Origin of the sequence: Mesorhizobium sp. B2-1-3A, assembly GCF_006442655.1 — a bacterium.
GTDB lineage: Bacteria > Pseudomonadota > Alphaproteobacteria > Rhizobiales > Rhizobiaceae > Mesorhizobium.
The window spans coordinates 78,600-104,387 of the sequence record NZ_VFWK01000005.1; the positions used below are offsets into that span (position 1 = coordinate 78,600).

Annotated in this window: 21 protein-coding genes; 5 read left to right on the plus strand and 16 right to left on the minus strand. The window is 65.6% G+C overall.

What is annotated here, in order from left to right; translation table 11 throughout:
* Positions 1-48: 48 nt before the first annotated feature.
* The 9 genes from FJ977_RS20565 to FJ977_RS20605 form a co-directional block, all read right to left on the minus strand.
* Entirely contained in the window at positions 49-690 is a 642-nt protein-coding gene (locus FJ977_RS20565; RefSeq protein ID WP_140774049.1) for an alpha/beta fold hydrolase, read from the minus strand.
* A gap of 130 nt (positions 691-820) precedes the next feature.
* Complete coding sequence (locus FJ977_RS20570; protein WP_140774050.1) at positions 821-1,165, minus strand: DUF2147 domain-containing protein; 345 nt, start codon at positions 1,163-1,165, stop codon at positions 821-823.
* Positions 1,166-1,321: 156 nt separating this feature from the next.
* Positions 1,322-1,663 carry a DUF2147 domain-containing protein gene (locus FJ977_RS20575; protein WP_140774051.1) on the minus strand — a complete coding sequence of 114 codons (342 nt, stop codon included), beginning with the start codon at positions 1,661-1,663 and terminating at the stop codon, positions 1,322-1,324.
* A 24-nt stretch (positions 1,664-1,687) separates the two neighbouring features.
* Positions 1,688-2,377: a peptidoglycan-binding domain-containing protein gene (locus tag FJ977_RS36135; protein ID WP_210243846.1), complete on the minus strand. Its 690-nt coding sequence runs from the start codon at positions 2,375-2,377 to the stop codon at positions 1,688-1,690.
* Between the two features lie 9 nt (positions 2,378-2,386).
* Positions 2,387-5,923 carry a CHAT domain-containing protein gene (locus FJ977_RS20585; protein WP_181179990.1) on the minus strand — a complete coding sequence of 1,179 codons (3,537 nt, stop codon included), beginning with the start codon at positions 5,921-5,923 and terminating at the stop codon, positions 2,387-2,389.
* A gap of 140 nt (positions 5,924-6,063) precedes the next feature.
* On the minus strand, positions 6,064-7,182 hold the full coding sequence (locus FJ977_RS20590) for a tetratricopeptide repeat protein (protein ID WP_140774053.1): 1,119 nt from the start codon (positions 7,180-7,182) through the stop codon (positions 6,064-6,066).
* Positions 7,179-8,087 (minus strand): Ku protein, encoded by a 909-nt coding sequence (locus FJ977_RS20595; RefSeq protein ID WP_115142657.1) that lies wholly within the window; start codon positions 8,085-8,087, stop codon positions 7,179-7,181. The genes FJ977_RS20590 and FJ977_RS20595 overlap by 4 nt, the downstream gene beginning before the upstream one ends.
* A gap of 321 nt (positions 8,088-8,408) precedes the next feature.
* A complete protein-coding gene (gene ligD / locus FJ977_RS20600; protein WP_140774054.1) occupies positions 8,409-10,910 on the minus strand; it encodes a DNA ligase D in 2,502 nt (833 codons plus the stop codon).
* Positions 10,911-10,980: 70 nt separating this feature from the next.
* Positions 10,981-11,205 (minus strand): hypothetical protein, encoded by a 225-nt coding sequence (locus FJ977_RS20605; RefSeq protein WP_140774055.1) that lies wholly within the window; start codon positions 11,203-11,205, stop codon positions 10,981-10,983.
* Positions 11,206-11,405: 200 nt separating this feature from the next.
* Here FJ977_RS20605 and FJ977_RS20610 point away from each other — a divergent pair, with 200 nt between their 5' ends.
* Entirely contained in the window at positions 11,406-11,720 is a 315-nt protein-coding gene (locus tag FJ977_RS20610; protein WP_140774056.1) for an EthD family reductase, read from the plus strand.
* A gap of 4 nt (positions 11,721-11,724) precedes the next feature.
* Here the strand turns inward: FJ977_RS20610 and FJ977_RS20615 are convergent, their stop codons facing one another.
* From FJ977_RS20615 to FJ977_RS20635, 5 genes are all read right to left on the minus strand, one after another.
* Complete coding sequence (locus FJ977_RS20615; protein WP_140774057.1) at positions 11,725-12,033, minus strand: EthD family reductase; 309 nt, start codon at positions 12,031-12,033, stop codon at positions 11,725-11,727.
* A gap of 102 nt (positions 12,034-12,135) precedes the next feature.
* Complete coding sequence (locus FJ977_RS20620) at positions 12,136-13,359, minus strand: GNAT family N-acetyltransferase (protein WP_246683225.1); 1,224 nt, start codon at positions 13,357-13,359, stop codon at positions 12,136-12,138.
* A gap of 31 nt (positions 13,360-13,390) precedes the next feature.
* The gene (locus FJ977_RS20625) at positions 13,391-14,614 is read right to left on the minus strand and encodes a GNAT family N-acetyltransferase (RefSeq protein ID WP_140774058.1); all 1,224 of its coding nucleotides are present in this window, start codon (positions 14,612-14,614) and stop codon (positions 13,391-13,393) included.
* A 9-nt stretch (positions 14,615-14,623) separates the two neighbouring features.
* On the minus strand, positions 14,624-15,925 hold the full coding sequence (locus FJ977_RS20630; RefSeq protein ID WP_181179991.1) for a hypothetical protein: 1,302 nt from the start codon (positions 15,923-15,925) through the stop codon (positions 14,624-14,626).
* Positions 15,922-17,091 carry a glycosyltransferase family 4 protein gene (locus FJ977_RS20635; RefSeq protein ID WP_140774720.1) on the minus strand — a complete coding sequence of 390 codons (1,170 nt, stop codon included), beginning with the start codon at positions 17,089-17,091 and terminating at the stop codon, positions 15,922-15,924. The genes FJ977_RS20630 and FJ977_RS20635 overlap by 4 nt, the downstream gene beginning before the upstream one ends.
* A gap of 417 nt (positions 17,092-17,508) precedes the next feature.
* On the opposite strand from FJ977_RS20635, the gene FJ977_RS20640 reads away from it, so the two are divergent.
* The 3 genes from FJ977_RS20640 to FJ977_RS20650 all read left to right on the plus strand — a co-directional run bounded on the left by FJ977_RS20640 (position 17,509) and on the right by FJ977_RS20650 (position 20,388).
* Positions 17,509-18,678, plus strand: a complete 1,170-nt coding sequence (locus tag FJ977_RS20640) for a DUF1972 domain-containing protein (protein WP_140774059.1) — start codon at positions 17,509-17,511, stop codon at positions 18,676-18,678.
* Positions 18,675-19,943: a cellulase family glycosylhydrolase gene (locus FJ977_RS20645; protein WP_140774060.1), complete on the plus strand. Its 1,269-nt coding sequence runs from the start codon at positions 18,675-18,677 to the stop codon at positions 19,941-19,943. Before FJ977_RS20640 ends, FJ977_RS20645 begins: the two co-directional genes overlap by 4 nt.
* 157 nt (positions 19,944-20,100) lie before the next feature.
* Positions 20,101-20,388, plus strand: coding sequence for a GIY-YIG nuclease family protein (locus tag FJ977_RS20650; RefSeq protein WP_140774061.1), 288 nt, complete (start codon positions 20,101-20,103; stop codon positions 20,386-20,388).
* Positions 20,389-20,470: 82 nt separating this feature from the next.
* Here FJ977_RS20650 and FJ977_RS20655 read toward each other — a convergent pair whose 3' ends face one another.
* A complete protein-coding gene (locus FJ977_RS20655) occupies positions 20,471-21,823 on the minus strand; it encodes a VpsF family polysaccharide biosynthesis protein (RefSeq protein ID WP_140774062.1) in 1,353 nt (450 codons plus the stop codon).
* A gap of 1 nt (position 21,824) precedes the next feature.
* Positions 21,825-23,912, minus strand: a complete 2,088-nt coding sequence (locus tag FJ977_RS20660; protein WP_246683228.1) for a Wzz/FepE/Etk N-terminal domain-containing protein — start codon at positions 23,910-23,912, stop codon at positions 21,825-21,827.
* A 329-nt stretch (positions 23,913-24,241) separates the two neighbouring features.
* On the opposite strand from FJ977_RS20660, the gene FJ977_RS20665 reads away from it, so the two are divergent.
* Positions 24,242-25,750: a formyl transferase gene (locus FJ977_RS20665; RefSeq protein ID WP_140774064.1), complete on the plus strand. Its 1,509-nt coding sequence runs from the start codon at positions 24,242-24,244 to the stop codon at positions 25,748-25,750.
* Positions 25,751-25,788 lie beyond the last annotated feature (38 nt).

The following is a 25,788-nucleotide window of genomic DNA, read 5'->3' on the forward strand; positions in this document are numbered from 1 at the left end:
GAGGGGCGGCGCAGACGTTTCAGAAAGTGCGAAAACCCAACGCGCGCTCTAAATCCGCTCTACCCACCCCTTCACCGTCTCCACCACCGTCTTCAGATGATCCGCCGTCGAGAAGCCCGACACACTCTTGCGTGGCTTCAGATCATGGTCGCCATCCTCCAGCCACACCACCTCGATGCTATCCGACAACCCATATCCCGCCACCTCGTCCGGCGTCCCGAACTCGTCGCGCGTGCCCTGGAAGATCAGCGTCGGCGTCTTCAGTCCGGCCAGATGCCTGGTCCTGAGCTGTTCCGGTTTGCCCGGCGGATGGAAGGGATAGCCGAGGCAGACCAATCCAGCGATCTCGCCCTTGGCCAGCATCTCGTCCGCCACCATCGAGGCGACCCGGCCGCCCATCGACTTGCCGCCGACGATGAGCTTGCCCGTCACGCCCCTGGCCCTGAGATCGGCTATCGCCTTCACATATTCCGGGTTCACCGTCTCGGCACGCGGCGGCGGCTTGCGCTGGCCGTAGCGGCGCGCGGCCATATAGTGGAATTCGAACCGCGCCACCTGGAACCCGGCTTCGGCGAGCGCCCTGGCGGTGGCGGTCATCGAAGGAGAATCCATCGATGCGCCCGCGCCATGGGCAAGCAGGATGGTCGTCGGGGCGGTATCATGACCGTCGAAGAGGAAGCTGGTGGACATCAGGCCGGAACTCCCGGAAAAGCAAAGGCAATCCGCTCTGCCCGGCATGCTACCACATGAAGTCGCCCGTCGCCCGCGCCTCGGTCGCGATTGTGGAAAATCGGTCACCCGGCGTAGGGAATCTCCCCTTTCAGCGGCGCTGCCAGATTTCCGTCTGGCAGAAGATCTTGAGCGCGCAGCCGGTGAGTTTCAGCGAATTGCCCTTCAACATGGCGCGGCCCGAATATGTCCTCTCGTCGCGCGGATCGGTGATCGTCCCGGAATAGGTGCCCTTGCCCGCCGCCTTGACCCGGCCGATCTCCCTGCCCGGCCAATCGCCATTTTTCGCGATGATGCAGAAACGGTCGCCACACCCTTCGATCAAGGCGATGGATATGCCATCCGTCGTTATCCACTCCCCCTCGATCGGATCGGCCCAGGCCATGGCGGGCGCCATGGCCATGGTGAGCAGAACAGACAGTCGCGGCAGTTTCATGAAGCACCTCCCCCTTTTCGGCAAGATTTCAGCAGGCCATGCCGACGAAACCAGCGCCGCCGATGTCGCCTCGTCGATGATCCGGCTCTGTGTCAGCCTGTATTGCCTGACGCAGGGCAGACATCGCCGCGCTCTCCCGCGAAGACTGGCAGCGCTTCAGCGGCGCTGCCAGACTTCCGTCTGGCAGAATATCTTGAGCGCGCAGCCGGTGAGCTTCAACGTGTTGCCGTTCAGCATGGCGCGGCCCGAATAGGTCTTCTCGTCGCGCGGATCGGTAACCGTGCCGGCATAGATGCCCTTGCCCGACGCCTTGAGTCGGCCGATCTGCTTGCCCGGCCAGTCGCCGGTCTTCATGACGATGCAGAACTGGTCGCCGCAGCCTTTGATGGTGGCGAGCGAGGTATCGGCCGTCTTCCATTCCCCCTCGATCGGATCGGCCCACGCCATGGCGGGCGCCAGGACCACGGCGAGCAGAACTGACAGTCGCAACAATTTCATGGAGCATTTTCCTCTTGCAGGTTCTTAGCAGCCCGTGCCGACGAAGCCCGCCGAAACCAGCGCTTCCGATGTCGGCTCGTCGATGATCCCGGTCTGCGTCAGCCCATATTGCCGCTGGAAGCGGCGAACGGCCTCGGCCGTGGCCTCGTCATAGACGGTGTCGGGGAATTCGAGCAGCAGCCCCAGCCGGCTGAGCAGCCGTTCGGCCCGCTTGACGCGCGGCGAGATGTCGCCCGGCTGGAGCGCCGCGAACACATGGTCGGGCAGGACCTTGCACTGCTTGTTTCCCTCATCCCTGGAGACCCTGAATTTACCCACCAGCGAGGCGACGTCGGGCCCTGGCTGCACCGTGAAAAGACTTTCCGAACCGGTCATCGAATAGAGCAGCGAGCTGTCCAGGTCCCACGCCCCGTCAGGCGTCGACGAAACCGTGACGTGGCCTCCGTCGCAATCGATCTGGCATTCCAGCTTGCCCTTGACGAGATAGCACTTGGCGCTGGTCTCGAACTCGGTGTTGGGCACATCCCATTCGGTGAACGAGATCCTGATGATGTCGTCTTGCAGTCGTACGGCCATGTCCTTCACAGGCCCGTCCTTGCGGTCATTGTGCAGTGTCATGCATTGCCCGGACTCGAACTTGTCCGCCGCCCGCGCGATTCCCGGACCCAGTCCCAAAAGGACCATCGCCAGCATCATGGAAAAAATGCGTGTCATGCAGATCTCTCAACGCCAGTTGCCGGTGAGCAGGAAGGGGGCCCAGTAATAGGGGTGCGAAAGCCCGCCCTTCGCATCCGGCGGCACCAGCGAAATGGCGCCGCGCGCCGCGGTCTCGGTCACGATGCTCGGCCCCGCCGCGATATCCGTCGACCCGATCTTGCCGGCGATGAACTCGCGCTGGGTCAGCGCCAGCGCCATGGCCTTCGACATATTGCCCCGCTCGCGGATCTCGTAGAAGCGCTGCATGCTGAGTGCCGTCGAGGCATCGTCGACCGGCCACAGGCTGGCCAGGATGGCGCGCGCGCCACGGCTGCCGGTCAGCATGGAAAGGCTTTCGAGCTCGCGCCCGTCGAGACCCGGATCGACATAGCCGGTCTCGCAGGCGGACAGCGTCAAAAGGTCGACGCGGCCGAAATCGAAGGCGCGCCGATCCTTCTTGATATCGCGCAGCGACAGTTTTTCGCCGGTGCCGAGCAGCAGGAAAGACGACCCATCGCTTCCCGCCAGGTTGAAGTGCGAGGAGATATGCACGACGCCGAGGCCGGCCGGCGAGCGCGCGCCGATGCGCAGCGCATCGGCCAGCGCGTCCTTGTTGAACGCCGCGTCGAAGACCGCGCGCCCCTCGAAAAGACCGTATCCGTCCTTGCCCCTGATGATGCCGTCGATCTCGGCCTTGACGCCCGGCAGCGCCTTGAATCCGTCGGCGGCGCGCGTCATTCCAAGGGCTGCGAACGGAATGCCGGTCGTCTTCCTGCCGGCGATCTCGTAGCCGGCGTCGGACAGCATGGCGAATTCGAAATGCTCCACCGCATAGCCCGTGCCGTCATGGAGCGCGGCGAAGGGGATGTAGCGCAGGCGGCGGTCCGGCGACAGCAGCACAAGCTTGGTCTGGACCGCATCCAGATCGGCCCTGAAGGGGGCGATAAGCAGGTCGTAGAGCTTGCGCGCCTGTGGCTTCGGGTCGCGCGACGGCGACGTCATCGCGAGGTGCAGCTTCTGGATCTCTTCATTGAGATGCGCCTCCGAGAAGGGCTGGCCGTCCCATTGGTCGATCGTCACGCTTTTGCGGTCATAGGCGGTCGTCAGGATGATGTTCAGCCTGTCGGGAAGAACGAGATAGTGCAGCACCGCCGGCTGCTCCGGTTCATCCCTGAGATAACCCTGCAGCGATCCGAGCGCGTCGATCCGCGCGACCTCCTCGCCGCGTCCCAGCGCCTCGGCCTTTTCCACGATGGCATCGAGCGCCTTGTCATAGGCGGCGTCCGCCTCGGCGAGCCTTGCCTGGAGCGTATCGAGCTCTTTCGTCTCCGCGTCGTCGAGGCCGCCCTGACCGCGCTTGACGATCAGTTCCTCGGAGCGCCTTGCATCCTGCGTCGTCGGCGGACGCAGCGTATCGATCGCCGCCTTCAGCCCGCGCTCCGGCTCGGACAGCGGCAGCGTGTCATAGGAACGGCCCCGGAAATCGGCATCGCGGTCGACGAACTGGAAGGCCTCGAAATCCTTCAACATGGCAAGCACGGACTCGGCTTCGGCGAGACGGTTCTGGCGCACGAAGAAGTCGGCAAGCCAGCGATAATTGTCCGCGACCAGGTCGCTGAAACATGTCTGCAGATGTTCGGGCAGGCTCGACAGCGCCGAGCGCACCGTCTGCAGCGTGTTGACGGCGTCCTTGGCCAGCACCATCGCCACGTCATTCGAGCCCAGGGCCAGCGTCCGTTCGCTGGCCTTGGAGAGCAGGCAGACGCGCGTCAGGTCGCGCTGCAGGGCTCCCTCGGAAAGCCCAGCGATCTCGTTGAGCTGAAGTTCGGCCGAAAGCGCCGTCAGTTCCATGCGCAGCGCCTCTTTCGGCTGCTCTGCCTGCTTGAGTGCTCCCGACAGATCGCGTGCGGCATTGACGAAGGCGCGCGACAGGCCGCCTTTGGCGGCAACATGGCCGAAAGCCGCGCGGGCATCGTCAAGCGGAGGCGCCGTCGGCTCGGGCTTGCCAACCGAACCGCGCTGCATCAGCGTCTCGAGGAAGCCCCTCGCCTCTTCGTCGCCATTGTCCGCCAGGAAGGTCAGAAGCGGTACGAACCCTTCCGGCAGCGCCTTCAGGTTGGTGGCGTCGCGGGAAGCGACGAGGCGTCGGAAGGTGGGCGTCCGGGCGTGCTGCTCGCTGGGACCGGTGATCTGCGACATTTCAAAGCTTGTCGATTGGATCCGGCGGGCCCGCGCCAGCGCGCCGTCGAAGTCGCCATACGCGGCCAGAATGTCGACTAGCTCGATCGAATCGAGCTCGGTCAGCTTGGCGAGCCCCGGCGCCACCGCTGCAAGGTCGAGCCGGCCCGAAGCCATGGCCCGCGCGGAGCTTTCGCAGGCATACTGGTCGTCCTTGCAGACACGCTTGAGCAATGCCGCGGCCGCGGCCGGCACCGCCTTTTCACTGTCCTTCTGGCGGGCCTCCTCGAGAGCCGCGGCGACGAAGGAATCGATGTGCTCCGTCCCACCCGCGCGCAGGCGCTCCAGTCCTTCATTGGGCTGCTGCGCAAGATCGGGCCGGGCGCGCAACAGGAGGTAGAGCTCATAGCCGGCGTCCTGATTGCCGAAATCATGCGCCAGGCGAAGCCATTCAGCGGCCTTGTTGACGTCTATGACGCCGCCGCATCCGGTGCACAGATTGACCCGCGCCAGGGCGAGCGCGAAGTCGGGCGCCACCTCCGCCACGTTCATGATCGCGGTGGCCGCCGCCTCCGATGACAGCGCCGCACCGGGCGACATCATCCGGTTGGCCAAAAGCAGCGCCGCCGCCGTCGGTCCCTCGGAGGCGCGAAACCGCCCGGGCTCGGACAGGAACCGCTGATAGAGGGAGAGCGCCATGGAAGCGCCCGCGGGCGTCTCGTCCGTCTCGGCCATGCGCGCCAGTTGGTAGATGGCGAAACCATCGCCGGCATCGGCGGCACGTTGCGCCCACCGCCTGGCGGCCGCCTTGTCCTTCTCGACACCGAGGCCCTCCAGATACAGGAAGGCCAGGCGCGATTGCGCCAGGGGACTGCCGGCCTCCGCCGCCATTTCGAAAAGGCGCGCGGCAACGACGGCGTTGCGGCCATCGATCGTCCCCTCGAGCAAGCGTTCCGCCACGGTGACCTGCAACGCCGGCGGGGCGGGCCGCAACGCCTGCATCCCTGCCTCATAACGCCCGGCCAGCGTGGCAACGCGGGTGAGAGTGGCGATGTCGGCGACGCTGACCTGCTCCCAGGAATGGGTGACGAAAGGCCCTGCCGAGCCCAGTTCCGCATCCACGTCTTCAGGGCTGGCGGCGCCCGGCTCCTGCTGTGCGCCCTCGTCTGGCGGCATCCATTTTCCGGCAGCGACCTCACCGCGCACGAAGAACGTGACGGCGTCGGCGGCGGAAGCCGGCTTATCCAGTGCCTCCAGGTAACGTTTGTAGAAAACATCCGAACCGGAGGGCGTCGAAAAATCTTCGATCGCATCGCTTTGAGCCTGCGACGCACACACCCAGCACAGCGCCAAAAACGGCGCCAGCAGAACACCCCTCAAACGCATATTGCTGCCCACGCAAACTGCTATCGACCCACCCGGGCGCAGCATATCTGGAGCATTGGGACGATTTCAAGACACCGCGGCCAGCTTTGACTGCCCGTCAACAGTAACGTCGAACAGGCCGCCGAACAGAAGACTTTCCCTCACCCCGCCGTCCGCGCCAGCTGCATATCCACGAACTGCACCCCTTTGGCCGCCACCCCGGCCCATTCGCTATCCGTGTCGAGTTCCAGATATCGCACCCACAGCCGCCGTGCCTCGGGCAGATTGCCGGCGTCGAATTCCAGCCGCGCCAGGTTGAACACCGGGTCGGCATAGGCCTTGTCGAGCGCGATCGCCTTCTGCAGGTGCTTTCGCGCCGAGGCGTCGCGGCCTTGCTCGCTCATCAGGCCGGCAAGGTTGAACCAGGCTTCGACGAAGGCGGGGTCCAGTTTTATCGCCCTGGCATAGTCATGCGCGGCCTCAGCCGCGTGGCCGGCGGCGCGCAGGCAGTTGGCGCGGTTGAAGGCGGCGATGGCGTCGGTCGGGTCGATGGCGAGGCAGCGCTGGTAGAGCGCGGCGGCACCGTCATGGTCGCCGCCCTCCTCCGCCGCTTCGGCCTCGGCGAACAGATCCTCCAGCGTGTCGTCGCCCTGGGCGGCGCTGCCCAGGTCAAACAGCAACTGCCCGTCGAGTTCGCTCTGGCCGCCTTCGAGATAGATCGCGTCGGCGCGGCCATGCTGCGAGCCGACAGCGAGCGACTTGGCGGTGAGTGACGCCACCGGGCCGGAGCGGTGCACGGAGCGCGCGATCGCGCCCCAACTGGCGCCGCCCGCCACCAGCCCCGCATATTTGCGCGCCAGGATCAGGTCGCGGAAGGAATAGGGCTCCGCATCATGCTCGAACGCATCGAAGAGCGACAGCAGATCGAGGTCGGCGCCGGGCAGCCGAGACTGGTCGATCAGCGACTGCCGGGACAGCGAGGACGCCTCCGGCGCCTTCATCAAGCCGAGCAGACGCAAAAAGCCGTTCTCGCTGATCAGGATGCGCCCTGCCGCACGTTCGGCGGCGACGCGGCGCTCGATCTCGGCATCGCCGTTCTTGGTCAGGCCAGCCTTGGCGAGAAGCGTACGGCCGAACACGACACGCGTGGTGCGCCGGGTGATGCCGCGCCTGAGCTGGCCATGCTGGCGCTCGACCTCGCGGGCGGCGAGCCTGAGCGGAAACGCCGCCAGCGCGCCGATGGTGCCGAAGACGGCGCCCGCGACGGCCGATGCCGTCATTTCTTGCTCTTGCCGACCGCCTTGAGCAGACTGGCCTTCAGCGGATTTTCAGGAGCCCCACCTGCTGCCGCCTTCTTGGCGGCGGGTTTTGCCGCGACCTCGTCGGCCTTGCTCTTCGACTTGGCCGGCGGCTTCGACTGCGACAGGCTCGCCTTGAGCGCATCCATCAGGTTGATGACATTGCCGCGCTCGGGCGCTGCCGCGATGATCGGCTTGTGACCCTTGAGCTTCTCGCGGATCATCGCCATCAGCGCGATCTCGTAGCGGTCCTCGTAATTCTTCGGATCGAAGGTGGTTTCCTTCTGCTTGATCAGCGCTTCGGCGAGTTCAAGCATTTCCTGGTCGGGCTTGCCGGCCGGGATGTTGCCGAAATATTCAGCCGTGCCGCGCACTTCGTTCGGGTTTCTCAAGGTGCACACGAACATGCCGTTCTCGCGCGCGCCGATCGTCACCACCCGCTCGCGGCTGGACAGAACCAGCCGCGCGATCGCCAGCTTGCCGGATTTGCGCATCGCCTCGCGCAGCACGGCGAACGTCTCCTCCGCCATAGCGCCATCCGGCGCCAGGTAATAGGGCGCGTCCTGGTAGATGACATCGACCTCGCCTTCGTCGACGAAGGCCTCGATGTTCATCGTGTGGTTGGATTCGATGCGCACCGCGTCGAGGTCGGCATCATCGATGATGATGTACTGCTTGTCCTCATACTCGTAACCCTTGACCAGGTCCGAGCGCTCGACCAGCCCGAGTTCGGGATCGACGGGTTTCATGTTGATGCGGTTGTGGGTCTTCTTGTGCAGCTGGTTGAACGAGATGCGCTCGCTGGTCGTCGTTGCGGGGTATAGCCGCACCGGACAGCTGACGAGGCTGAGCTTGAGGTAACCTTTCCAACTTGCCCTGGGCGCCATGATATACTCCTACGCGGCCATGCACTGACATTTTAGCTTGAGCATGGTCTTGTCCGAAAACCGGTTCCCGCTTTTTGGGATCATGCTCTCTGCAGCGCTTTCGTCCGAAGGACGATTGGCGCCATGGAAATCCTACACCGACCCCGCATGATACCGGCAAATCCCTGACGAAATGGTTTAGGGCGCCGAAGGGGTCGCGGGCGGAGGATAATTCAAATTGTATGAAGCGTCGATGGCGGGCGAAGGGCTGGTGATTGGCCGAACGCCTTTAAGTTTAGCCATCCTAGGGTCTGCGCGCGTCGCTTCGCTCCTTGCTCCGCGCTAGGATGACGAAAGAAGGGTCGGCAAATCCCGCGCGAACTCGTCGATATCCGCCCAGGGATCGCCCGACGTTTCCAGCAAGCCCGGCAGCGACGAATAGTTCAGATCCTGCGGCGCATCGATCGCTTCCAGGTCGCTCCAGCTCACCGGCGTCGAGGCCGGCAGATTGGTGCGGGCGCGCAGCGAATAGGGGGCGGCGGAGGTGTGGCCGCGCGCGTTGCGGTGATAGTCGATGAAGATGCGCTTCTTGCGGTTTTCCTTGCCCATGGTGGTGGTGAAGGTGTCGGGCGCGGTTGCCGTCAGATGCGTGGCGATCGCGCTGGTCGCCTGATGCAGCTTCTTCCAGTCCTGCCTTGATGTAACCGGCACGGTGATGTGGATGCCGCTGCCGCCGGACGTCTTGGCGAAAGGCACCAGCCCCAGCCCCTCCAGCTCGCCCTTGATGTGGACGGCCGCCTCCACCACCTCGCGCCACGAAATCCCCTCGCCCGGGTCGAGGTCGAAGACGATCTGGTCGGGCTTGTCGAGACTGGCGCGATGCGTGCCCCAGGTGTGGAATTCGACGACGCCGAACTGCGCCAGCGCCAGATAGCCCTTGGCGCCTTCGACCGAGAGATAGGATTTTGTCTCGCCTTCTGAATTGGTCGCCTGGAACGTCACCACTGAGGGCGGCATGCCGGTGAAGGCGTGGCGCTGGAAGAAGCAATCCTTGGGCAGGCCGGTCGGGCAGCGCACCAGCGACACCGGGCGGCCAAGAATGTGCGGCAGCATGAAGTCGCCCACCAGCGCGTAATAGACGGCGATGTCGAGCTTGGTCGGTCCGGTCTTGCCGAACAGCCGCCGCTCCGGATTGGTCACCCAGATGGTGGCGAGGTCCGCCTCGGATATCAGGCGTTTGCGCTTGGCCGAGACCGGTGTCGACAGCCCGACATCCCTGAGACCGCGAAACACGCCATGGCGCAGCGAATTGTCCGCCGTTCGGTTGGCATAGTGGATGCGCGCCGAAAACAGCGGCTTCACCCAGTGCATCTCGCGCATGATCTCGCGCGGCACGCCTTCGGGCGGCGTCGCGCCTGATGTCAGAGGCTCCAGCCGGGCAAGCAGATCCTCCGCCGTCTCGGCATCGAAGCCGGTGCCGACTTTGCCGCGATAGTGCAGTTCGCCGTCCTCCCACTCGGCCATGCCAAGTGCTGCCAGCCCTTCCGCCGCTTGCGAGGTCGTGTAGCCCGCGATGACGAAATCGTCCTTCTGAAGCGCCTTGCATTTGGTCCAGCTCTTGCTGCGGCCGCTCTGGTAGATGGCGTTGGCGCGTTTGGACACGACGCCTTCCAGCCCGAGCTCCGTCGCCTGGTCGTAGAGCCCCTGCCCCGAGCCTTCGACATGGTCGGAGAACTGGATGGCGGAATTGGCGCCGAGGCCGGCGAGCAGTTCCGCCAGCAGCGCCTTGCGCCGGATGAGCGGCGCCTTCATCAAATCCCAGCCGTCGAGATGCAGCAGATCGAAGGCATAGAAATGCAGCTTGCTGCCGGCGCCCTCGGCCAGCGCGTCCTGCAGCAGCGCGAAGCGGCTGATGCCCTTGCCATCGAGCACCATAATCTCGCCGTCGATGATGGCCTCGCGGCATGGCAATTTGGCAAAGGCGTGCGGCAGGTCGCCATAGCGTCTTGTCCAGTCGATGCCGCCACGGGTGATCAACCGCACCTGCCCGTCGGAAACATGCGCCATGGTGCGGTAGCCGTCGAACTTGATCTCGTGCAGCCAGAGCTCGTTCGTGTTCTCGGCGACGCCTTCGCCGCCCGGTGGCTTTGGCACCTGCGTCGCCAGCTGCGGCTCGATGCGGCTGAGCGCCTGTGCCTTGACGGCGCCAGGCAGCGTGCTTGGTTTCAGGGAACCCGGCTTGGGCGCGGACTTCGCGGCCGGCTTCGCCGCTGCCGCCAGTTCCTCGATGCGCAATCCCGATTTCACGCTTTCCGGCCGCGCTTCGAGGATGTTCAGCGTCGTGTCGGCGGCAAGGTCGCGCTCCTTGAACAGCAGCCAGTTTTTCTTTTCCGCGTCCTCGCCGGGCTTGGGCTTCAGGCGCGTCAGCATCCAGCCGCCATTGAGCTTGTCGCCGGCAAGCCGGAACTTGAACGCCCCGGTCCTCAGGCTCTTTTCGACGTCGTCCATCGGCGCCCATGTGCCGGTGTCCCAGACGATCATCGGCCCGCCGCCATACTCGCCCTCGGGGATGACGCCCTCGAAGTCGATATATTCGAGCGGATGGTCCTCGGTCTCGACCGCCAGCCTCTTGTCGGCCGGGTTGAGCGAGGGCCCGCGTGGCACCGCCCAACTCTTCAGCACATCGCCGACCTGCAGGCGCAGGTCGTAATGATCGGCGGTGGCATGATGCTTGTGGACGACAAATCGGTTGCCGTCGCCGGCAATGAGGCCGCCCGCCGGCTCCGGCGTCTTGGAGAATTCGCGCTTGGCGCGATAGGTTTTGAGTTTGGAGGGAGCCGGCATGGGTCAGCGCCAGAAGCGTTTGGCAAGCAGGAGCAACCGCCGCGTTCCGGAACCGATGGAAGTCACGCTCTCAATCGTCGGCGGCCGGCGTCAGTTCGAGTTCGGCCGGCGATAGCCCCTGCTTCAGCTGGCTTAGCCGGAACTCATCCACCCAGTAGGCCTCGCCGTCGACCAGCACGCGTGCCCTGTAGGCACCGTCCGAAAAGCTCTGCGCGGTGATGTAGACCTTATGGGCGTCGAGCGCCTTGCGCACCGCGGCGCGTTTGGCATTCTGGCTGGTTACGGGACTGAACATGACGCTGCCCTCGGTCGCCCTGACACATCGGGCGACTGGGCTCAAGGATGACGGAGACAAGCAGTCCTGTCAATTTGGCGGCGCCGGCCCGCGCATTGGTCATGCGAAAAAACTCCGCTCCCTTGTCGAAATCCGCTCCCGGCGAACGACATTGGTGCGGCGCCGACGAGGCGCGATCACCTCAAACAGGGAGCACCACCATGGCCAAGATGCTCGTCATCTACAAAACCCCCGCCGATCCCGCGGCCTTCGAGCGCCATTATCACGACATTCACGTGCCGCTGGCCAAGCAATTGCCCGGACTGCGGCGCTACGAGATCAGCCGGTCGCCGATCATGAATGTCCTGCCGGGCGAGACGCCCTACAGGGTCGCCATCCTCTATTTCGACAGTCCGGAGGCCATTCGCACGGCCTTTGCCAGCGCGATCGGCCGGGCATGCGCGGAGGACCGGCGAAAGTTCGCCGGCGATGATGATCTGGTGACGATGCTGCTCTTCGACACCGAGCCGCTGTGAGCCGTCACACATCTTCACCGTCGAAGATCAGCATGTCGGCGCCGCCGGTCGCGAAGACCTGGAGGTCGGCTGCGGCAGCCTGCCCTTCGGCGCTGGCGAATGCATTCTGGATGGCGGCCAGATCGTCAAACCGCAAGGTGGCGACCAGGTGGACCTTCGCTGGTCCGGCCGGCGTCATCACCGGGCCGCGGCTGATTTCATAGCGCCGCAATCCCGGGATGGTCTTGGCCAGCGGAATGTGCTTTTCGCGATAATAGGCATTGAACGCCGCCGGATCCGCAGGCGTGCCGTACATCACCACCAGGCTTGCCATCAGCCTCCCGAAATCATTGCTCTTTCGGGAGCCTGATGACGTTGGCGGGAGCTTGTCAATCCACCCGTCCCTCCCAGGACGAAGTCGCCTTGACGAGCAGCCTCAGTTCTTCAATCGCCGCAACCGGCGCATCACACCCTGCACGGTCTTGTACAATTCCGGCCTGGAGCGCACGAAAAGCTCGATCCTGCCGCGCAGCTTGATATCGGCGGTCGCCACGCTGCCCCGCAGCGTGATCGGCTCGCACAACTCCGCCAGCACAGAGCTTGAAGCGCCGATATGCTGCTTGTAGCCCTGGCTGCCGACCGACAGGTCGAAATAGCCGAGCCCTTGCGTCACCCCCCACATCATCAGCTTGCCGATTGTCGTCAGGCCCGGCGAGGCGTTGGCCACCGCGTCCTGGTCGATCCCGAGCAGAAGGGCATGCAAGGTGCCCTTCATGATCAGCACATAGATGACGGCGAGATAGGTTTGCCCGACACGCAGCCCGAACAGCCGTACCGAGCCGTCGGACAGGCCTTGCAGGGCGGCGTTGCGATAGAACTCGACGACCGGTGCCTGCGTCAGGAGGTCGAAACGCCCGAGCTCGCGAAAGCGATTGAGCCTGAGTTCCAGCAGCGTCGCGAACTGCTTTTCCACCATATCCGGTGTCTCGGCTTCGGCCAGGTCGAGCTTGCCCATCTGTTCGAAGCGGCGGCAGTGCTTGTGGAAGTTCTTGGCGAAGGACGATTTGCAGATGCGCTTGATCAGCGTCGCCGGCTCGCCATGCATGGCCAGGCCCGAGGCGATCTGGATGGAATCGCGCGTCGCCGAAAGCAGCGCCAGCGGATTGGCGACGCCATGGATCTGTTGCGGAATGCCCGCGATGTGGATGCGGTCCGCCGGCGGCAGCACGGCGCGGACCGCTGCCCACGCGGCATCGGCACCTTGCCTGGTCCAGGGTCTCGCATCGGCCAGCAGCGGCGCCGAGTAATCGCACACGCCACAGCTCAGCCATTCGATGACATGGTGTCCAAGCGCCCGGCGCCGCATCAGCGGCAGCAACATGACCGGCGCGCCCGTGACGGCGTCGTTGACCTCGACGACCAGCAGCTCGGCACTTGCGGGCATCAGCCGTTTGGCGATCCCTTCCACCCAGGCAAGGCCCTGATGACCGGTGCATAGGCCGGTCGCCTCAAGGCGCTGCCACAGCGGCCTTACGCTGTCGAAGCTGGTGTGCAGCCGCGCCGTATAGTGCGCGACGGCGCCCAGACCGGCGACATCGGGGGAGGCCAGCTGGCCCGCTGCATCCGCTACCGCTTCTATTCGCATTGCCTGGCCTGCCACGTCCTTCTCCCGTCGTTCAGGCCCGCCCTCGTCATCCCCCACGAAGACGCCGCAAACCTCGCATCATCCCCTGGGCCGCGGTGCGCAGCCGGGGGTTGGAACGCACGAAGGCTTCGGTCCGGTTGCGGAGATCGATGGCAGCGCTCGCGACACGGCCCCGCACCGTCAACCCCTGGCGTAGTTCGGCCAGCACCGAAGCCTTGGCGCCCATACGTTCCTTGTAGCTCTGGTCGCCAACCGACAGGTCGAAGTAATCGAACCGCCGCTCGCGCGCCCAGCCTATCAGCCGGCCCATGATCAAGAGGCCCGGTGAGACATTGGGCACCACGCTCTGGTCCATAGCTATCAGCAGAGCATGAACAGTCCCTTGATGGACCACCGCATATTGGACGGCGATCAGGGCATCGCCGACGCGCAGCCCGAAGAGCCGCACCGATCCGTCCGGCAGACCCTGCAGGGCGGCGTTGCGGTAGAAATCGACAACCGCCTCCTGCGTCAGCAGGTCGAAGCGGCCAAGCTCGCGAAAACGGCTGAGCCGCATCCGGATCAGTTCGCCGAAGAGTTGCTCCACTTCGGCCTGCGTGGCGGCCTCGACCAGTTCCACGCCGCCGAGCCGTTCGAGCCGGCGCCAGTCCTTGCCGAATTCCTTGACGAAGGACGGCCTGCACAGGCGCTTGAGGACGGTTTCCGGGTCGCCGTCGATGGCCAGGCCGAAGGTGGTCTGGAGGGAATCGCGCGTCGCCGGAAGCAGTGCCAGCGGATTGTCGACGCCGTCGATCCGCCGCGGGATTCCCAGGATGTTGACGCGGTCCGCCGCCGGCAGCACGGAGCGCACCGCCGCCCACGCGGCCTGCGCGGATTGTGCCGTCCATGCGCTCGCATCGGCCAGCAGCGGTGCCGAGTAGTCGCAGACGCCGCAGCTCAGCCATTCGATCACCCGATGGTGGAAGGCCGGCCGCAGCATCAGCGGCACCAGCATCAGGGGCGCGCCCGTCACCGCGTTGTTCACTTCAACGATGAGCGGCTCCGCGCCTGCCGGCATCAGCCGCGCCACGATCCCCTCCACCCACGCGAAATGCTGGTGGGCGGTGCAGACGCCATCCGTCTGGAGGCGCAGCCAGAGCGGCTTGACCGCTTCGAGGCTGGTGTGCAATCGCGCCGTGTAGGCGTCGTTCGCGGCGACGATGGCGGAATGAGAGGCCTGCCCGTCGGGCAAGTCGGTCACCGCGGCAATGTGCACTGCCTGCTCTGCCACATCTCTCTCCTATCGCTTCGCCGCGGCGAACGTGACCGCCCGCCGCCAGGAGCCGAGGCGGCTGTGCCGCTGCTGGTCCGGATGCTCGATGTTCCACATGCGGTGATGCGCGAAATACCATGATGCCACGAGCACGAAGGTCTCGGAGACCGCCGAGCCCAGCAGCGCCCATGGCGGCGACGCGACGGCCAGCAGGATCGCGATCAGCGCCAGCCCGACGATCGCGCCGCCCATCGTGATGAACGCGACGATCCGGAAATCGCCGAAGATCTCGAGCACGATGCGGGGCATGATGTAGAGCATGATCGGCACGAAATTCGCGATCACGAAAAGCCCGATGAACCCGACCGAGGCATCCTGCAGAGCCTGGGATTTTATCATCGGCAGGACGAACATGATGGCGCATCCATAGGCCAGGCCGCCGAGCCCCATGACGAGCGACCAGATCTTCGCCTGCGCCCAGACGCGGCGCGTTTCGTTGGCCTGCATCAGCTTCGCGAGTTCCGGCTGCGTCATGTTGACGAAGGCAAGGCTGATGATGCGCAGAGGAGCGAACAGCACGAGGACCGCCGCCAGCGGCGCATAGGCGGCCGGTCCGGCAATGCCCGCGACCAGCAGCGCCAAGCATTGACCCTGGATGTTGGTGGTGGTGGCGCTGAAGGCCGACCAGCACAGCTGGCGCCAGAGCTTGGTGTAGCGCCGGCGCGTCGGCATGCGGAAACTGACGCGAACCCTACGGCCCGCCAGCCGGACCAGGACGAAGATGCCAAATAGATTGGCCGCCGCAAGGGCGTAGAACACGGTCTGCAGCACGTCCCTGGCGAACCAGATCGCCAACCCTGCGAGCACGATGCCGGCGATCGTGAAGGCGGCGTCGCTGATGGAGACGACCACCTGCTGGCGGCGCGTGAAGAATGCCGTGCGCATGTGGCTGCGCAGCGACCAGGCGCCGACGAAGCAGCCGGCGGCAATGCCGCTTGGGTCGCCCAGCAGATGCATCAGAATAGCCGTGCCGGCGGCCATCAGCAGCGCCACGACCAGCGCCGCCGTTCCGAAGGCCACGTCATGGGCATCGACGCCGGCCCTGTTCGTGCTCTTGCTCATCCAGATCGAGGCGGGGACGGCGGTAAGCGACCTGATGTAGGACAGGCCGACGCCGCCCATCACCATGGCAAGGGCGAAAAGGCCGTAGCCTTGCGCCGACAGCATGTGCAGCAGCGCGAGGTTGAGGGCGAAGTGAAAGCCGCTCTGCATTGCCTCGCCGCCGATCATCAGCACGAGGCGCCGCACCAGATGGACGGGGAACTTCACGGCTGTGTCTCCGCCTGGCGGGTGGTCGCCGCCTTGCCTGGCCTTGCCATGGCCGCCTTCAGCTTGTCGGCGGCGATCGCGGCGATCGCCGCGGCCGCGACCGGCTCGCTGAACATCGTCTCGTAGCGCTTGCGCCCGGCGGCGACGAACCCGCGCCAGGCTTCAGGGGCAAGGACGATCTCCTGCAATTTCGCGGCAAGCGCGGCTGCATTGTCAGGCGGAACATGCCAGCCGGTCTCGCCGTCGCTGACCACCTCGACCAGTCCGCCGATCGCCGACACCAGCGGCGGCCGGCCATAGGCCATGGCCTCGATGGCGACGCGGCCGAGCGATTCCGGGCGCCGCGACGGCACGGTGACGATATCGGCCCAGCGATAATGCTCGGAAGGGTCTGAGATGAAAGGCAAGGTGCTGACCTGATCGGCCAGCCCCATGGTGCCGACGAGTTCGGCCAGGGCGCGCTCGCGCTCGACGCTTTCGAAAGCGCCGCCGACCAGCCGCACCTCGATCCTCGACTTCAGCTCCGCCGGCATCGAGGCGATCGCCTCCAGAAGCACTTCCTGGCCCTTGATCCGGTTGATGCGGCCAAGCAGCAGCACCCGCAGCGGGCGCTTGCCGTCATAGGTCATCGCCTCGGCCGCCGCCGGGCCGGCGACGCCATTGTAGACGACATATGAGCGCGCGGATTTGGGATCGCCGAACGCGGCGCGCGTGGCGCGTGAGTTGAAGATGAGATCGGCACGGCTCCAGTGCATCAACCCGACCAGGATCCGGCGCAGCACGCCTTCGGGAATCTCGTGGATGTGCAGCAGGGCCTTCGTCGGCAGCAGGCGCGAGGCCAGCGCATAGTCGGCGACGATCGAGGTGTTGACGTAGACGAGGTCGCAATCGCGCAGCCGCCGCCATGCCCGCCACAGCGCGACCGGCAGCCGCGCCATCTCGATGGTCGCCAGCCTCAGCATCGCCTGACGCCGCAGCACCCAGAGCGGTTCGAAGACGATCCGGCTGGCATGAGGCTCCAGGATCTCAAGGATCGGCCCGCTGCGCGGCAGGACCACTTCGATGTCGGCGGACGGAAACGCGGCGCGCAGCGCCGCCACGCTCTCCGCGAAGCTGCGGTCGGAGCCGTAGAGTTCGTAGCCCTGGTGGATGCAGGCAATCCGCATCTTCACATGCATCTTTCTGTCAGGGGTGGTGTGACGATCCCGCCGCCTGACGGTACCGGCGACCGGAAACACCCCTTTGGACTTCACTGGTTGCGAGTGTGGTCATGAACGGGGATCACCACACCAATGCTGCACGCCCTCCGCCGATTCCGGCGCGCAGAAGTCCATCAGCAAGGATCATACCGGGCTAATATACCCATCTGCGGGCCGACTGGCCCCGGCATTGCCTCGTTTCGATACACATACGTGCGGAAAGTTGACCGATAGTGAAACAACTCCGGCGGTTGGAAGAAATATTTTACAACCCCAGTGCGATGATGGCCGGAACTGAGTCTGGCATGGATATCGCTAGGCTGCGGTTCTGAGATGACACAGCCTCGCATCACGGATCGAGCGGACCTGAAAGTACCAGCAGCCATGAAATCGGAACAGCCTTCCATCCTGATCCTGGGAACGCGCGGCATTCCCGCGGCCCATGGCGGCTTCGAGACCTTCGCCGAGAAGCTGGCCCTTTTCCTGGTCGCGCGCGGCTGGAAGGTCGGCGTCTACTGCCAGGAAGAGGTCGAGCGGGTTGACCAGCGTGTGCGCCTCGACAGCTGGCGCGGCATCGACCTGATCCACATCCAGGTCGCCTCGAAAGGCCCGCGCGCGACGCTGGAATTCGACTGGCAGTGCGTGCTCGATGCCGCGCGCCGGCCCGGTGTCTGCCTGGTGCTCGGCTATAATGGCGCGGTATTCCTGACCTGGCTCAGGCTGATGCGGCGCAAGATCATCACCAATATGGACGGCATCGAGTGGCGCCGCCCGAAATGGGGAGCAGCGGCGCGCACCTGGTTCTGGCTCAACGAATGGATCGGCGCCTGGGCTTCGCACCGCCTGGTCGCCGACCATCCTGTCATCGCCGATCACCTGGCGACGCGCCGGCCGCGCAGCGCCATCGCCACCATCACCTATGGCGCCGACCCGGTGACATCGGCACCCGAGGCGCCCGTACGCGCGCTCGGGCTCGAACCTGGAAAATACCTCATCTCGATCGCGCGCATCGAGCCCGACAACAACATCCTGCCGATCGTCGAAGCCTTCTGCAGCCAGAAACGCGACATGAAGCTGGTGGTGCTGGGCACGCTGTCCGACCAGAATCCCTATCATGTCGCCATCCGCAAGGCGGCGAACGCATCGGTGGTCCTGCCGGGCGCCATCTACGACCAGGCGGCGGTGAAGGCGCTGAGGTATCACGCGCGCGCCTATATGCATGGCCACACCGTCGGCGGCACAAACCCGTCGCTGGTCGAGGCGCTGGCCGCCGGCAACATGGTGATCGCGCACGACAATCCCTACAACAGATGGGTCGCCGGGGCCGCCGCCGTCCACTTCACCGACACGCAGAGCTGCGCCGAGCGGATGCGGCACGCGATGGAGGATGACGCGCTGGTCAAGGCCTGCGGTGAAGCCGCCAGGACGCGCGCCCGCGAAGCCTTCCGCTGGGAGGATGTGCTGCTTGCCTACGAGGATGAAGCCTACCGGCTTCTCGGCGTGACATCGGAGCGGACAGCCGCGATCGACCGCCCCTCGCCCGGCGCCGTATGACGGGCTGGTCGCGGCGGCGGTTGCTGTGCACCGCGCTGTCGACGGCGCTGGTGCCCGCGGCGCTGGCGCAGCTTCCCGCGCCGTCCGCGCTTGCCGCCAGCGGCGAATGGCGTTTCCGCCGCGGCGTCAACGCCTGGCCCTGGTTTGCACTGACACGCGAATTTCCCGCCCCGCGCACCGACTATGACTGGCCGCCCTTCCAGTCGCAGCGGCCGGTGCCAACCCCCGACGACCTCCGCCGGCTACGTGCCACCGGGCTCGATTTCATCCGCTTGCCCGTCGATCCAGGCCCGTTCCTGGCCGCCGACGCCACCACGCGCGGCAAGTTGCTGGATATGCTGGACGCGGCCGTCGCCGCCACGATCGACGCCGGTCTCGGCATCATCGTCAACGTCCAGGCCAATGGCGCCACCCATTACTGGAACCCCGACCGCATGGTCTCCAGCACCGCGGCACCCGAATTCGCGGCCTATCGGGCGCTGGTCGGCGAGCTTGCCGGCAGGCTGGACCGGTTCACGCCCGGAATGGTGGCGCTGGAGCCGGTCAACGAACCGGCGCAATCCTGCGATTCAAACGTCTGGTCGCAGGTCCAGGCATCCCTGCTGACGGCGGCGAGAGGGTCGTCCCGAGCCTTGCCGCTGGTCGTCACCGGCGGCTGCGGCTCGATGGTGAGCGGGCTGGCCGCGCTCGATCCGGCGCCGCTGGCGGCCTTCGAGCCGATCCTGTTCACCTTCCACTTCTACGAGCCCTATCTGTTCAGCCACCAGGGCGCGCCGTGGATGCGCGAGCCCGTCTACCGCGCGCTGAACAACGTGCCGTGGCCGGCCTCCGCCGGCTCGCTCGAAAAGACGCTGGCCTCCGTCAAGGCGCGCATGGCCGCGGATACCGAGACCTCCGAAGCGGACAAGAAGGCCGCTTATGCCGAGACCGAGCGCGTGCTGAAAGTCTATTTCGACGCCCGGCCCGACCGCTGGTTCATCGACAAATATTTCAGCCAGGCGCGCGACTGGGCCGACAGAAACGGCATCGCGCCGGCGCGCGTCATCATGGGCGAATTCGGCGCGCTGCGCACCGACGCGCGTTATGTGGCAGCACCCAACCCCGACCGCGCCCACTACATCGCCGACGTCCGGCAGAGTGCAGAAGCCGCCGGCTTTCCCTGGGCCTTCTGGGACCTCTTCGACGGCATGGGCATGATGGACGACAAAACCCGCGCGCTGGACCCGGCGATGGTCGAGGCGCTTGGGTTGATGATGCCGGAGTAGGCGCCTTCCGTCCCGATTGACAGAACGCCTCCCTCTCTTCGTCATCCTAGGGCGGAGCAAGGAGCGAAGCGACGCGGCGCAGACCCTAGGATCCATGCCGTGACATTGGCTGTAGAATGCAGCGGTCCCCTGAACCCACCCTGAGCTCAAGTCACGCATGACCGGATATGTCTACATGACTGCAAGCCAGAAGCGCGGCACGATCTACATCGGCGTCACCAATGACCTCGGCCGCCGCATGCCTGAGCACAAGTCTGGCCAAGGCGCGGGCTTCACCAGTCGCTACGGCGTGCAGCGCCTTGTCTGGTATGAGGAGTATTTCGACATCACTGATGCGATACAGCGCGAGAAGTCGCTGAAACGCTGGCAACGCCAATGGAAGATCGACTTGATCGAAAAGACCAATCCGGAGTGGTTTGAACTTTTTCGCGGCACGGGATGGTGAGCATCCTGAACCGTTGCGGCGCTTCACCGTCCCGGCATGAATCCTAGGGTCTGCGCCGCGTCGCTGCGCTCCTTGCTCCGCCCTAGGATGACGAAACGCGGGGTTGCGTCTGGGGTCGGTGCCCAGCTTGTGCGCCCGAACGCCCCACACCCCTTGCCGGCCGATACAGCACCAGCGCGATCACCACGAATTTGGTCATGAGCGTGGTCTTCGACGCCAGGCTTTCGGAGGTGTTGAGCAGGATCAGCCAGCCCAGCATCAGCAGCCAGATGCCGGCATGGCAGCGGCGCGCCACTTCGTGCATGAACAGCGCGAAGCTGACGAACAGCAGCAAGGTGAAGAAGGCGCCCTGGTAGAGGACCATGCGGATGATGGGGTTTTCGATACCCTGCTCGAGGCCGCTGATGCGGCGCAGGCTCTCGATGAGGTCGATATCCGGCCCCACGATCACGTCGCGCAATTCCAGATGATTGAACAGGTCGAACATCTCGACGCGGGCATTGGCGCTGCCGGAGTCGGACACGAAGCGCTCGAGCAGCGCGTCGAAAAAGCCGTAGGACGCCGCCACCGCGATGACCACCGGGACCAGCGCGGCAAGGATGAGGCCCAGCGCCGCGCCAAGCAGGTTGACGCGCCCCGTGCGCAAGCCGCGCAGGCCCAGGATGAGGAGGTAGCAACCGCCGAGCACGATCGTCAGCACCATCGCGGAGCGGCCGCCGAAGGCGACGAGCGCCGCGCATTGCAGGCCGATCATCCCGAGCCGCAGCGGCATGGACAGCGATTTCGAGCCGGAGAGCAGCGCCAGCACATAGATCGAGGTGACCGTGGCGTTGGACAGCGGATGGCCCTGAAGCGCCGTCGAGCGCAGGTCGGTCATGAACGCCTCGCCGTCGAGGCGATAGGGAAAGATCAGCGTCTTGGTGGCGAACTCGAACAGGGCCAGCAGTGCGTTCACGGTCATGATGGCGTGAACCACGGTCTGCATCCGGGCGAAGGTCTTCTCGTCCTGCTCGCCCAGCATCATCACCAGCAGCGCCGGCGCCACGAACGTGTCGATCATGCCGGCCATGCCCGGGCGCTGGCGCGCGATGACGACGACCAGGAGCACGATCGACATGACCGCCAGCAGCGTGCTGGCCGGGCGCCGGTCGGCGACGGCAACCATGTAGCCGACCGGATTGCCGAAGGTGCAGGCGCGCCAGGCAAACACGAGTATCAGCAGATAGGTCGAAGGATGGATCTTGGTCGCGGGGTTGCCGGTCAGGCCGTCGTAATTATAGCCCACCAGCCACAGCATGCCGCCGGAGATGGCGAACAGCAGCGCCACGACGGTGACCAGGCCGAAGCTCGTCAGCCAATCGACGGAGCTGCCGGCGCCGGCCTGACCCGAACCGGCCCAGCCGGCTGCCGGGTTGGCGGTCCGGATCGCAACCATGTCAGGCCGCCTCGTCGACCAGCAAGGCGCCGGTCGGCAACCGCCCCATGACAGAAATGGCCTGCGACGCCGTCGTGACATCGCGCATCGGCGTCGAATTCAGTGTCGCGACCATCACGATCTCGTCGACCATGGCGACCAGCGGCGAGGCGTTGAGATTGTCGGCCAGCGCGCCGCCATCGACGACGACGAGGTCGAAATTGCGGCCCGCCTGGGCCAGCATGTGCTGCGTGAAGTAGACGCCCTGCGCCTCGGAAAAGACGGCCTTTTGCCGGCCCCTGCCCAGAACAGCGACATTGCTGCCGGCCGTGTACTGGCTCAGCGACTCGAAGGCATATTCGCCGCGCAGCACGTCGAGGAGACCGGGCTGCGGCTCCTTCTTGCCGCCGCCGGCATTGTTGGTGTCGATGAACAGGACACGGCTGCCCCTGGCCGCCGCCGCATTGGCGAGCAGGCGCGCCACCCTGCCCCGTTGCGCGGCGTCCTCGGGCGGCGATGTCAGCAGGATGGACGGCACCAGCGGCCAGTTCGGCGGACGCCGGCTGGAGGCGAACAGGCGCCTCAGCGCCAGGCCCGCGACCGCATCCGTCTTCTGCCCGGCCGAGGCGGCCGCGCCGCCGAAAGGCCACCAGCGGTGGCGCGCTGATTTCGCCGGCAGGACGCCAAACACCGGCGCGTCGATAGCCGATTGCATCTGCGCGCTGGAAAGCACGGTCGGCGAGGAATATTCCGCGATCAGCGCGAGCGCCGTGCCCAGCCCCAACCCGCCGAAGAGCGCGCCGAAAAGCAGCAGCGGCAGGGGCGGCCAGCTCTTCTTCAAGGCGGGCATGGCCTGCGAGATGATGCGCGCATTGGTGCTGTCGACATTGATCTGCTCGCGCGTTTCCTGCGCCCGCTGCAGATAGGTGGCGTAGACCGAGCGCACCGCCTCGAGGTCGCGCTGCAATTCACGCAGCTTGACCGAAGCCTGGTCGGTGTCGAGCGACTTGCTCTTCATGCCGGCGACCTTGGCCTCCAGCGCCTGCTGGTTGGCCAGCGCCCGTTCGTAGTCGGTCTCGGCGGCGGCGCCGATGCGACCGAGTTCGCGCGCGATGAGGGCGCGCGTGTCGCGCAGTTGCTGCTGCGCCGCGATCATCGAGGGGTGGCGCGGCCCGAGTTCGGTGCCAAGCTGCGAGACCTGGTCGACAAGCGTCGCCTCCTGCGCCCGCAGGCTCGATATCACCGACGAGCGCATCGCTTCCGAGGTCGCGTCCGGCGCGCCGCCGGACCGGCGCAGCTGGTCGACCTGCGCCTTCAGCGTCGCGGTGCGGCTCTGCGCGGCGGAAAGCTGCGTGTTGATCTCGGTCAGCTCCTGGTCGCTGACCAGATTGCCCGCCGCCATCACCATGTTGTGGGCGGACTTGTAGGCCTCCACCGCGTTCTCGGCCTGCTGCACGCGCTTGCGCTGTTCGTCCAGCCGAGCGGTGATGGAATCGGAAGCGTCGGTGGCCATCTTCGCGCGCGCGCTCGCCTGGTCGGCGAGGTAGGCCTGCGCGATGGCATTGGCGAGCTTCGCCGCCTTGTCGGGGCTCTTGGCGGTGACGATCACATCGAGGACCAGCACCTTGTCGGCCCGCTTCACCGCCAGCCGCCGGCGCAGCGCATCGAGCGTCTTTCCGGTCCTGTCGGTTTCAGCCGACCCCGAACCCAGCAAGCCGCCGAGCAAACGGCTCACCAACCCGCCCTGCCCGTTGAATTCCGGATCCTCGGTCAGGTTGGTTGCCTCGATGGCCCTGAGCAGAACGCCCGTCGACTGGACGACGCTGACCTGGCTTTCCACCATGGTGATGCCGCCATCGGGCGGAACGCGGCTCGGATTGACGTCGTTGGTGACCACCTGCAGGTCTTGCGGATCGATGATGATCTCGGCCACCGAACTGTAGAGCGCCGGCGTGAACAGGCCGTACAGCAGCGCCCCAAGGGTCAGCAGCGCGGCGGTCAACAAGATCAGAAAACGGCGGCGCACCAATATGCGCTTCAGGTCACCCAGCTCGACGGTCGAGGATGCATAGGATGCCGTCGGCGTTGGCTCCGGGGCGTATTGGATCACCTCTGGAGCGTGTTGTTGCGGCAACGAGAGCAGGGATGATTGCAAAGGTCGCTCCGACAACACTCCATATGCCCCAAAAGATTAATTGCGGCCTCAGCCTAGCTATTCCTCCAACTGTTAAAACACTGTTAATTATGTTGGGAGCTCTTCTGATTTTTGGCACGGAGTTTGCCTAATAAAGGCACGAGCGTGGTGACGCGAGCGCGGGCGAGCAGGAGACGGACGGAAATGGGGCAACACTTCACTTCGACCCATCCGTCCGGGCCTCTGGCGTGTCCAATTTTCGAACACCGGCCAGATGCCGAACGTCAGGATGCTAGGGGTGCGACATGCGGGTGAGCCTGCGCCTGGACAGCGAGCGCGTCCGTGCTTTTCACCTGCTGCTGCTGCAGCGTCTGGCCGAACTGGCCCCTGTCGAGGTTTCCGTCGACGCCAGGCCGGCCGGGGGCGGCATTCCAGGCAGCGCCACGGCGCTGTTTCAGCTTGAGATGGCCATCCATGGCCTGCCGGCGGACGGGCTGGCCAAGCGCCTGCCGCTTTCGGCTTTGGCGCCCTACCGGACGCAGCAGCCCGCCTCCCCTGATCTGGTGATCGACCTCTGCGGCGACGTCCAGCTGGAAGGAACGCGGGTCTGGCGCGTGACCTATGACGGCGCTGCCGGCGAAGCGGCCCTGCTGGCGCTGATCCTCGACGGCCGCACGCCGATCGCCCGCATCGAGGAGAACGGCACCACTGTTGCCGAAGGACGCCTTGGCACCGAATATGGCGGCATCGCGCTTGCCTCGTTCCAGGACATACTGGCGCGCACGGCAAGCCTGATCGTCGCCGCCATGGCCGGCACGGCGCGCACCGTGCCCATCCTGCCTGAACCGGCGCAGGCCGGCGCCTCGCCGCAGATGCCCTCCACCACCAAGCTTGGCATCAGGGCGGGCAAGGCGCTGGCGCGGCGCGTCGTCCAGAAGATCTATCACCTCTGCTACAATGCCCCGCACTGGAAGGTCGGCTGGCGCCAGACCAATGGCCGCGACCTGTTCGACCTGCGCGCCCATCCGGCAACGGGCTGGCAGGTGCTGCCCGACGACGGCAGCCGCTTCTACGCCGATCCGTTTCCGATCCTCCATCAGGGACAGGTAACCCTGTTCGTCGAGGACTATATCCACCGCCTCGGCAAGGCCATCATCTCCGCCGTGCCGTTTGGCCCATCGGGGCCGATCGGACGTCCCGAGCCGGTACTCGATCTGCCCTACCACCTCTCCTACCCCTTCGTCTTCGAGCGCGACGGCGAGGTCTGGATGGTGCCGGAAAGCTGCGCCAACCGCACGGTCGACCTCTACCGCGCCACCGCTTTCCCCGGCGGCTGGGTCAAGGAAGCGACGCTCTTGTCCGATATCGTCGCCAGCGACGCCACGTTGGTCGAGCATGGCGGCCTCTGGTGGCTGTTCGCCACTGTCCGCGACGGCGGCGGCGCTTTCTCCGATGCGCTGCACCTGTGGTCGGCGCCGGACTTTCGCGGGCCGTGGACGCCGCACCCCAAGAATCCCGTATTGGTCGACATCGCCTCGGCGCGGCCGGCCGGCCGCATGGTCAGGCGCGGCAACGACCTGCTGCGCCCGGTGCAGGATTGCCGCAGGAGTTACGGCGCGGCCCTTGGCATCGCACGCGTCGCTCACCTTGATGTGAACGGCATGGAGCAGGTTGTCGAGACCATTTTAACCCCTGGTGCGCTATGGAATGGGCGCAAGCTGCACTCGCTCAACGAGGCGGGCGGCCTGGAATTCATCGATGGCTCGGCGATCGCGCCGCGCTGGAAACAGGAGAGGGGCCCACCATTAACCTGAACATTGGGTACTACCAGCCACCCGCGCTGGTTGCTTGA

Excerpts from the sequence above, each read along its gene's own strand:
- FJ977_RS20565 (WP_140774049.1), bottom strand. The coding sequence starts at position 690 with ATGTCCACCAGCTTCCTCTTCGACGGTCATGATACCGCCCCGACGACC.
- FJ977_RS20570 (WP_140774050.1), bottom strand. The coding sequence starts at position 1,165 with ATGAAACTGCCGCGACTGTCTGTTCTGCTCACCATGGCCATGGCGCCC.
- FJ977_RS20575 (WP_140774051.1), bottom strand. The coding sequence starts at position 1,663 with ATGAAATTGTTGCGACTGTCAGTTCTGCTCGCCGTGGTCCTGGCGCCC.
- FJ977_RS36135 (WP_210243846.1), bottom strand. The coding sequence starts at position 2,377 with ATGACACGCATTTTTTCCATGATGCTGGCGATGGTCCTTTTGGGACTG.
- FJ977_RS20585 (WP_181179990.1), bottom strand. The coding sequence starts at position 5,923 with ATGCGTTTGAGGGGTGTTCTGCTGGCGCCGTTTTTGGCGCTGTGCTGG.
- FJ977_RS20590 (WP_140774053.1), bottom strand. The coding sequence starts at position 7,182 with ATGACGGCATCGGCCGTCGCGGGCGCCGTCTTCGGCACCATCGGCGCG.
- FJ977_RS20595 (WP_115142657.1), bottom strand. The coding sequence starts at position 8,087 with ATGGCGCCCAGGGCAAGTTGGAAAGGTTACCTCAAGCTCAGCCTCGTC.
- ligD (WP_140774054.1), bottom strand. The coding sequence starts at position 10,910 with ATGCCGGCTCCCTCCAAACTCAAAACCTATCGCGCCAAGCGCGAATTC.
- FJ977_RS20605 (WP_140774055.1), bottom strand. The coding sequence starts at position 11,205 with ATGTTCAGTCCCGTAACCAGCCAGAATGCCAAACGCGCCGCGGTGCGC.
- FJ977_RS20610 (WP_140774056.1), top strand. The coding sequence starts at position 11,406 with ATGGCCAAGATGCTCGTCATCTACAAAACCCCCGCCGATCCCGCGGCC.
- FJ977_RS20615 (WP_140774057.1), bottom strand. The coding sequence starts at position 12,033 with ATGGCAAGCCTGGTGGTGATGTACGGCACGCCTGCGGATCCGGCGGCG.
- FJ977_RS20635 (WP_140774720.1), bottom strand. The coding sequence starts at position 17,091 with ATGCGGATTGCCTGCATCCACCAGGGCTACGAACTCTACGGCTCCGAC.
- FJ977_RS20640 (WP_140774059.1), top strand. The coding sequence starts at position 17,509 with ATGAAATCGGAACAGCCTTCCATCCTGATCCTGGGAACGCGCGGCATT.
- FJ977_RS20645 (WP_140774060.1), top strand. The coding sequence starts at position 18,675 with ATGACGGGCTGGTCGCGGCGGCGGTTGCTGTGCACCGCGCTGTCGACG.
- FJ977_RS20650 (WP_140774061.1), top strand. The coding sequence starts at position 20,101 with ATGACCGGATATGTCTACATGACTGCAAGCCAGAAGCGCGGCACGATC.
- FJ977_RS20655 (WP_140774062.1), bottom strand. The coding sequence starts at position 21,823 with ATGGTTGCGATCCGGACCGCCAACCCGGCAGCCGGCTGGGCCGGTTCG.
- FJ977_RS20665 (WP_140774064.1), top strand. The coding sequence starts at position 24,242 with ATGCGGGTGAGCCTGCGCCTGGACAGCGAGCGCGTCCGTGCTTTTCAC.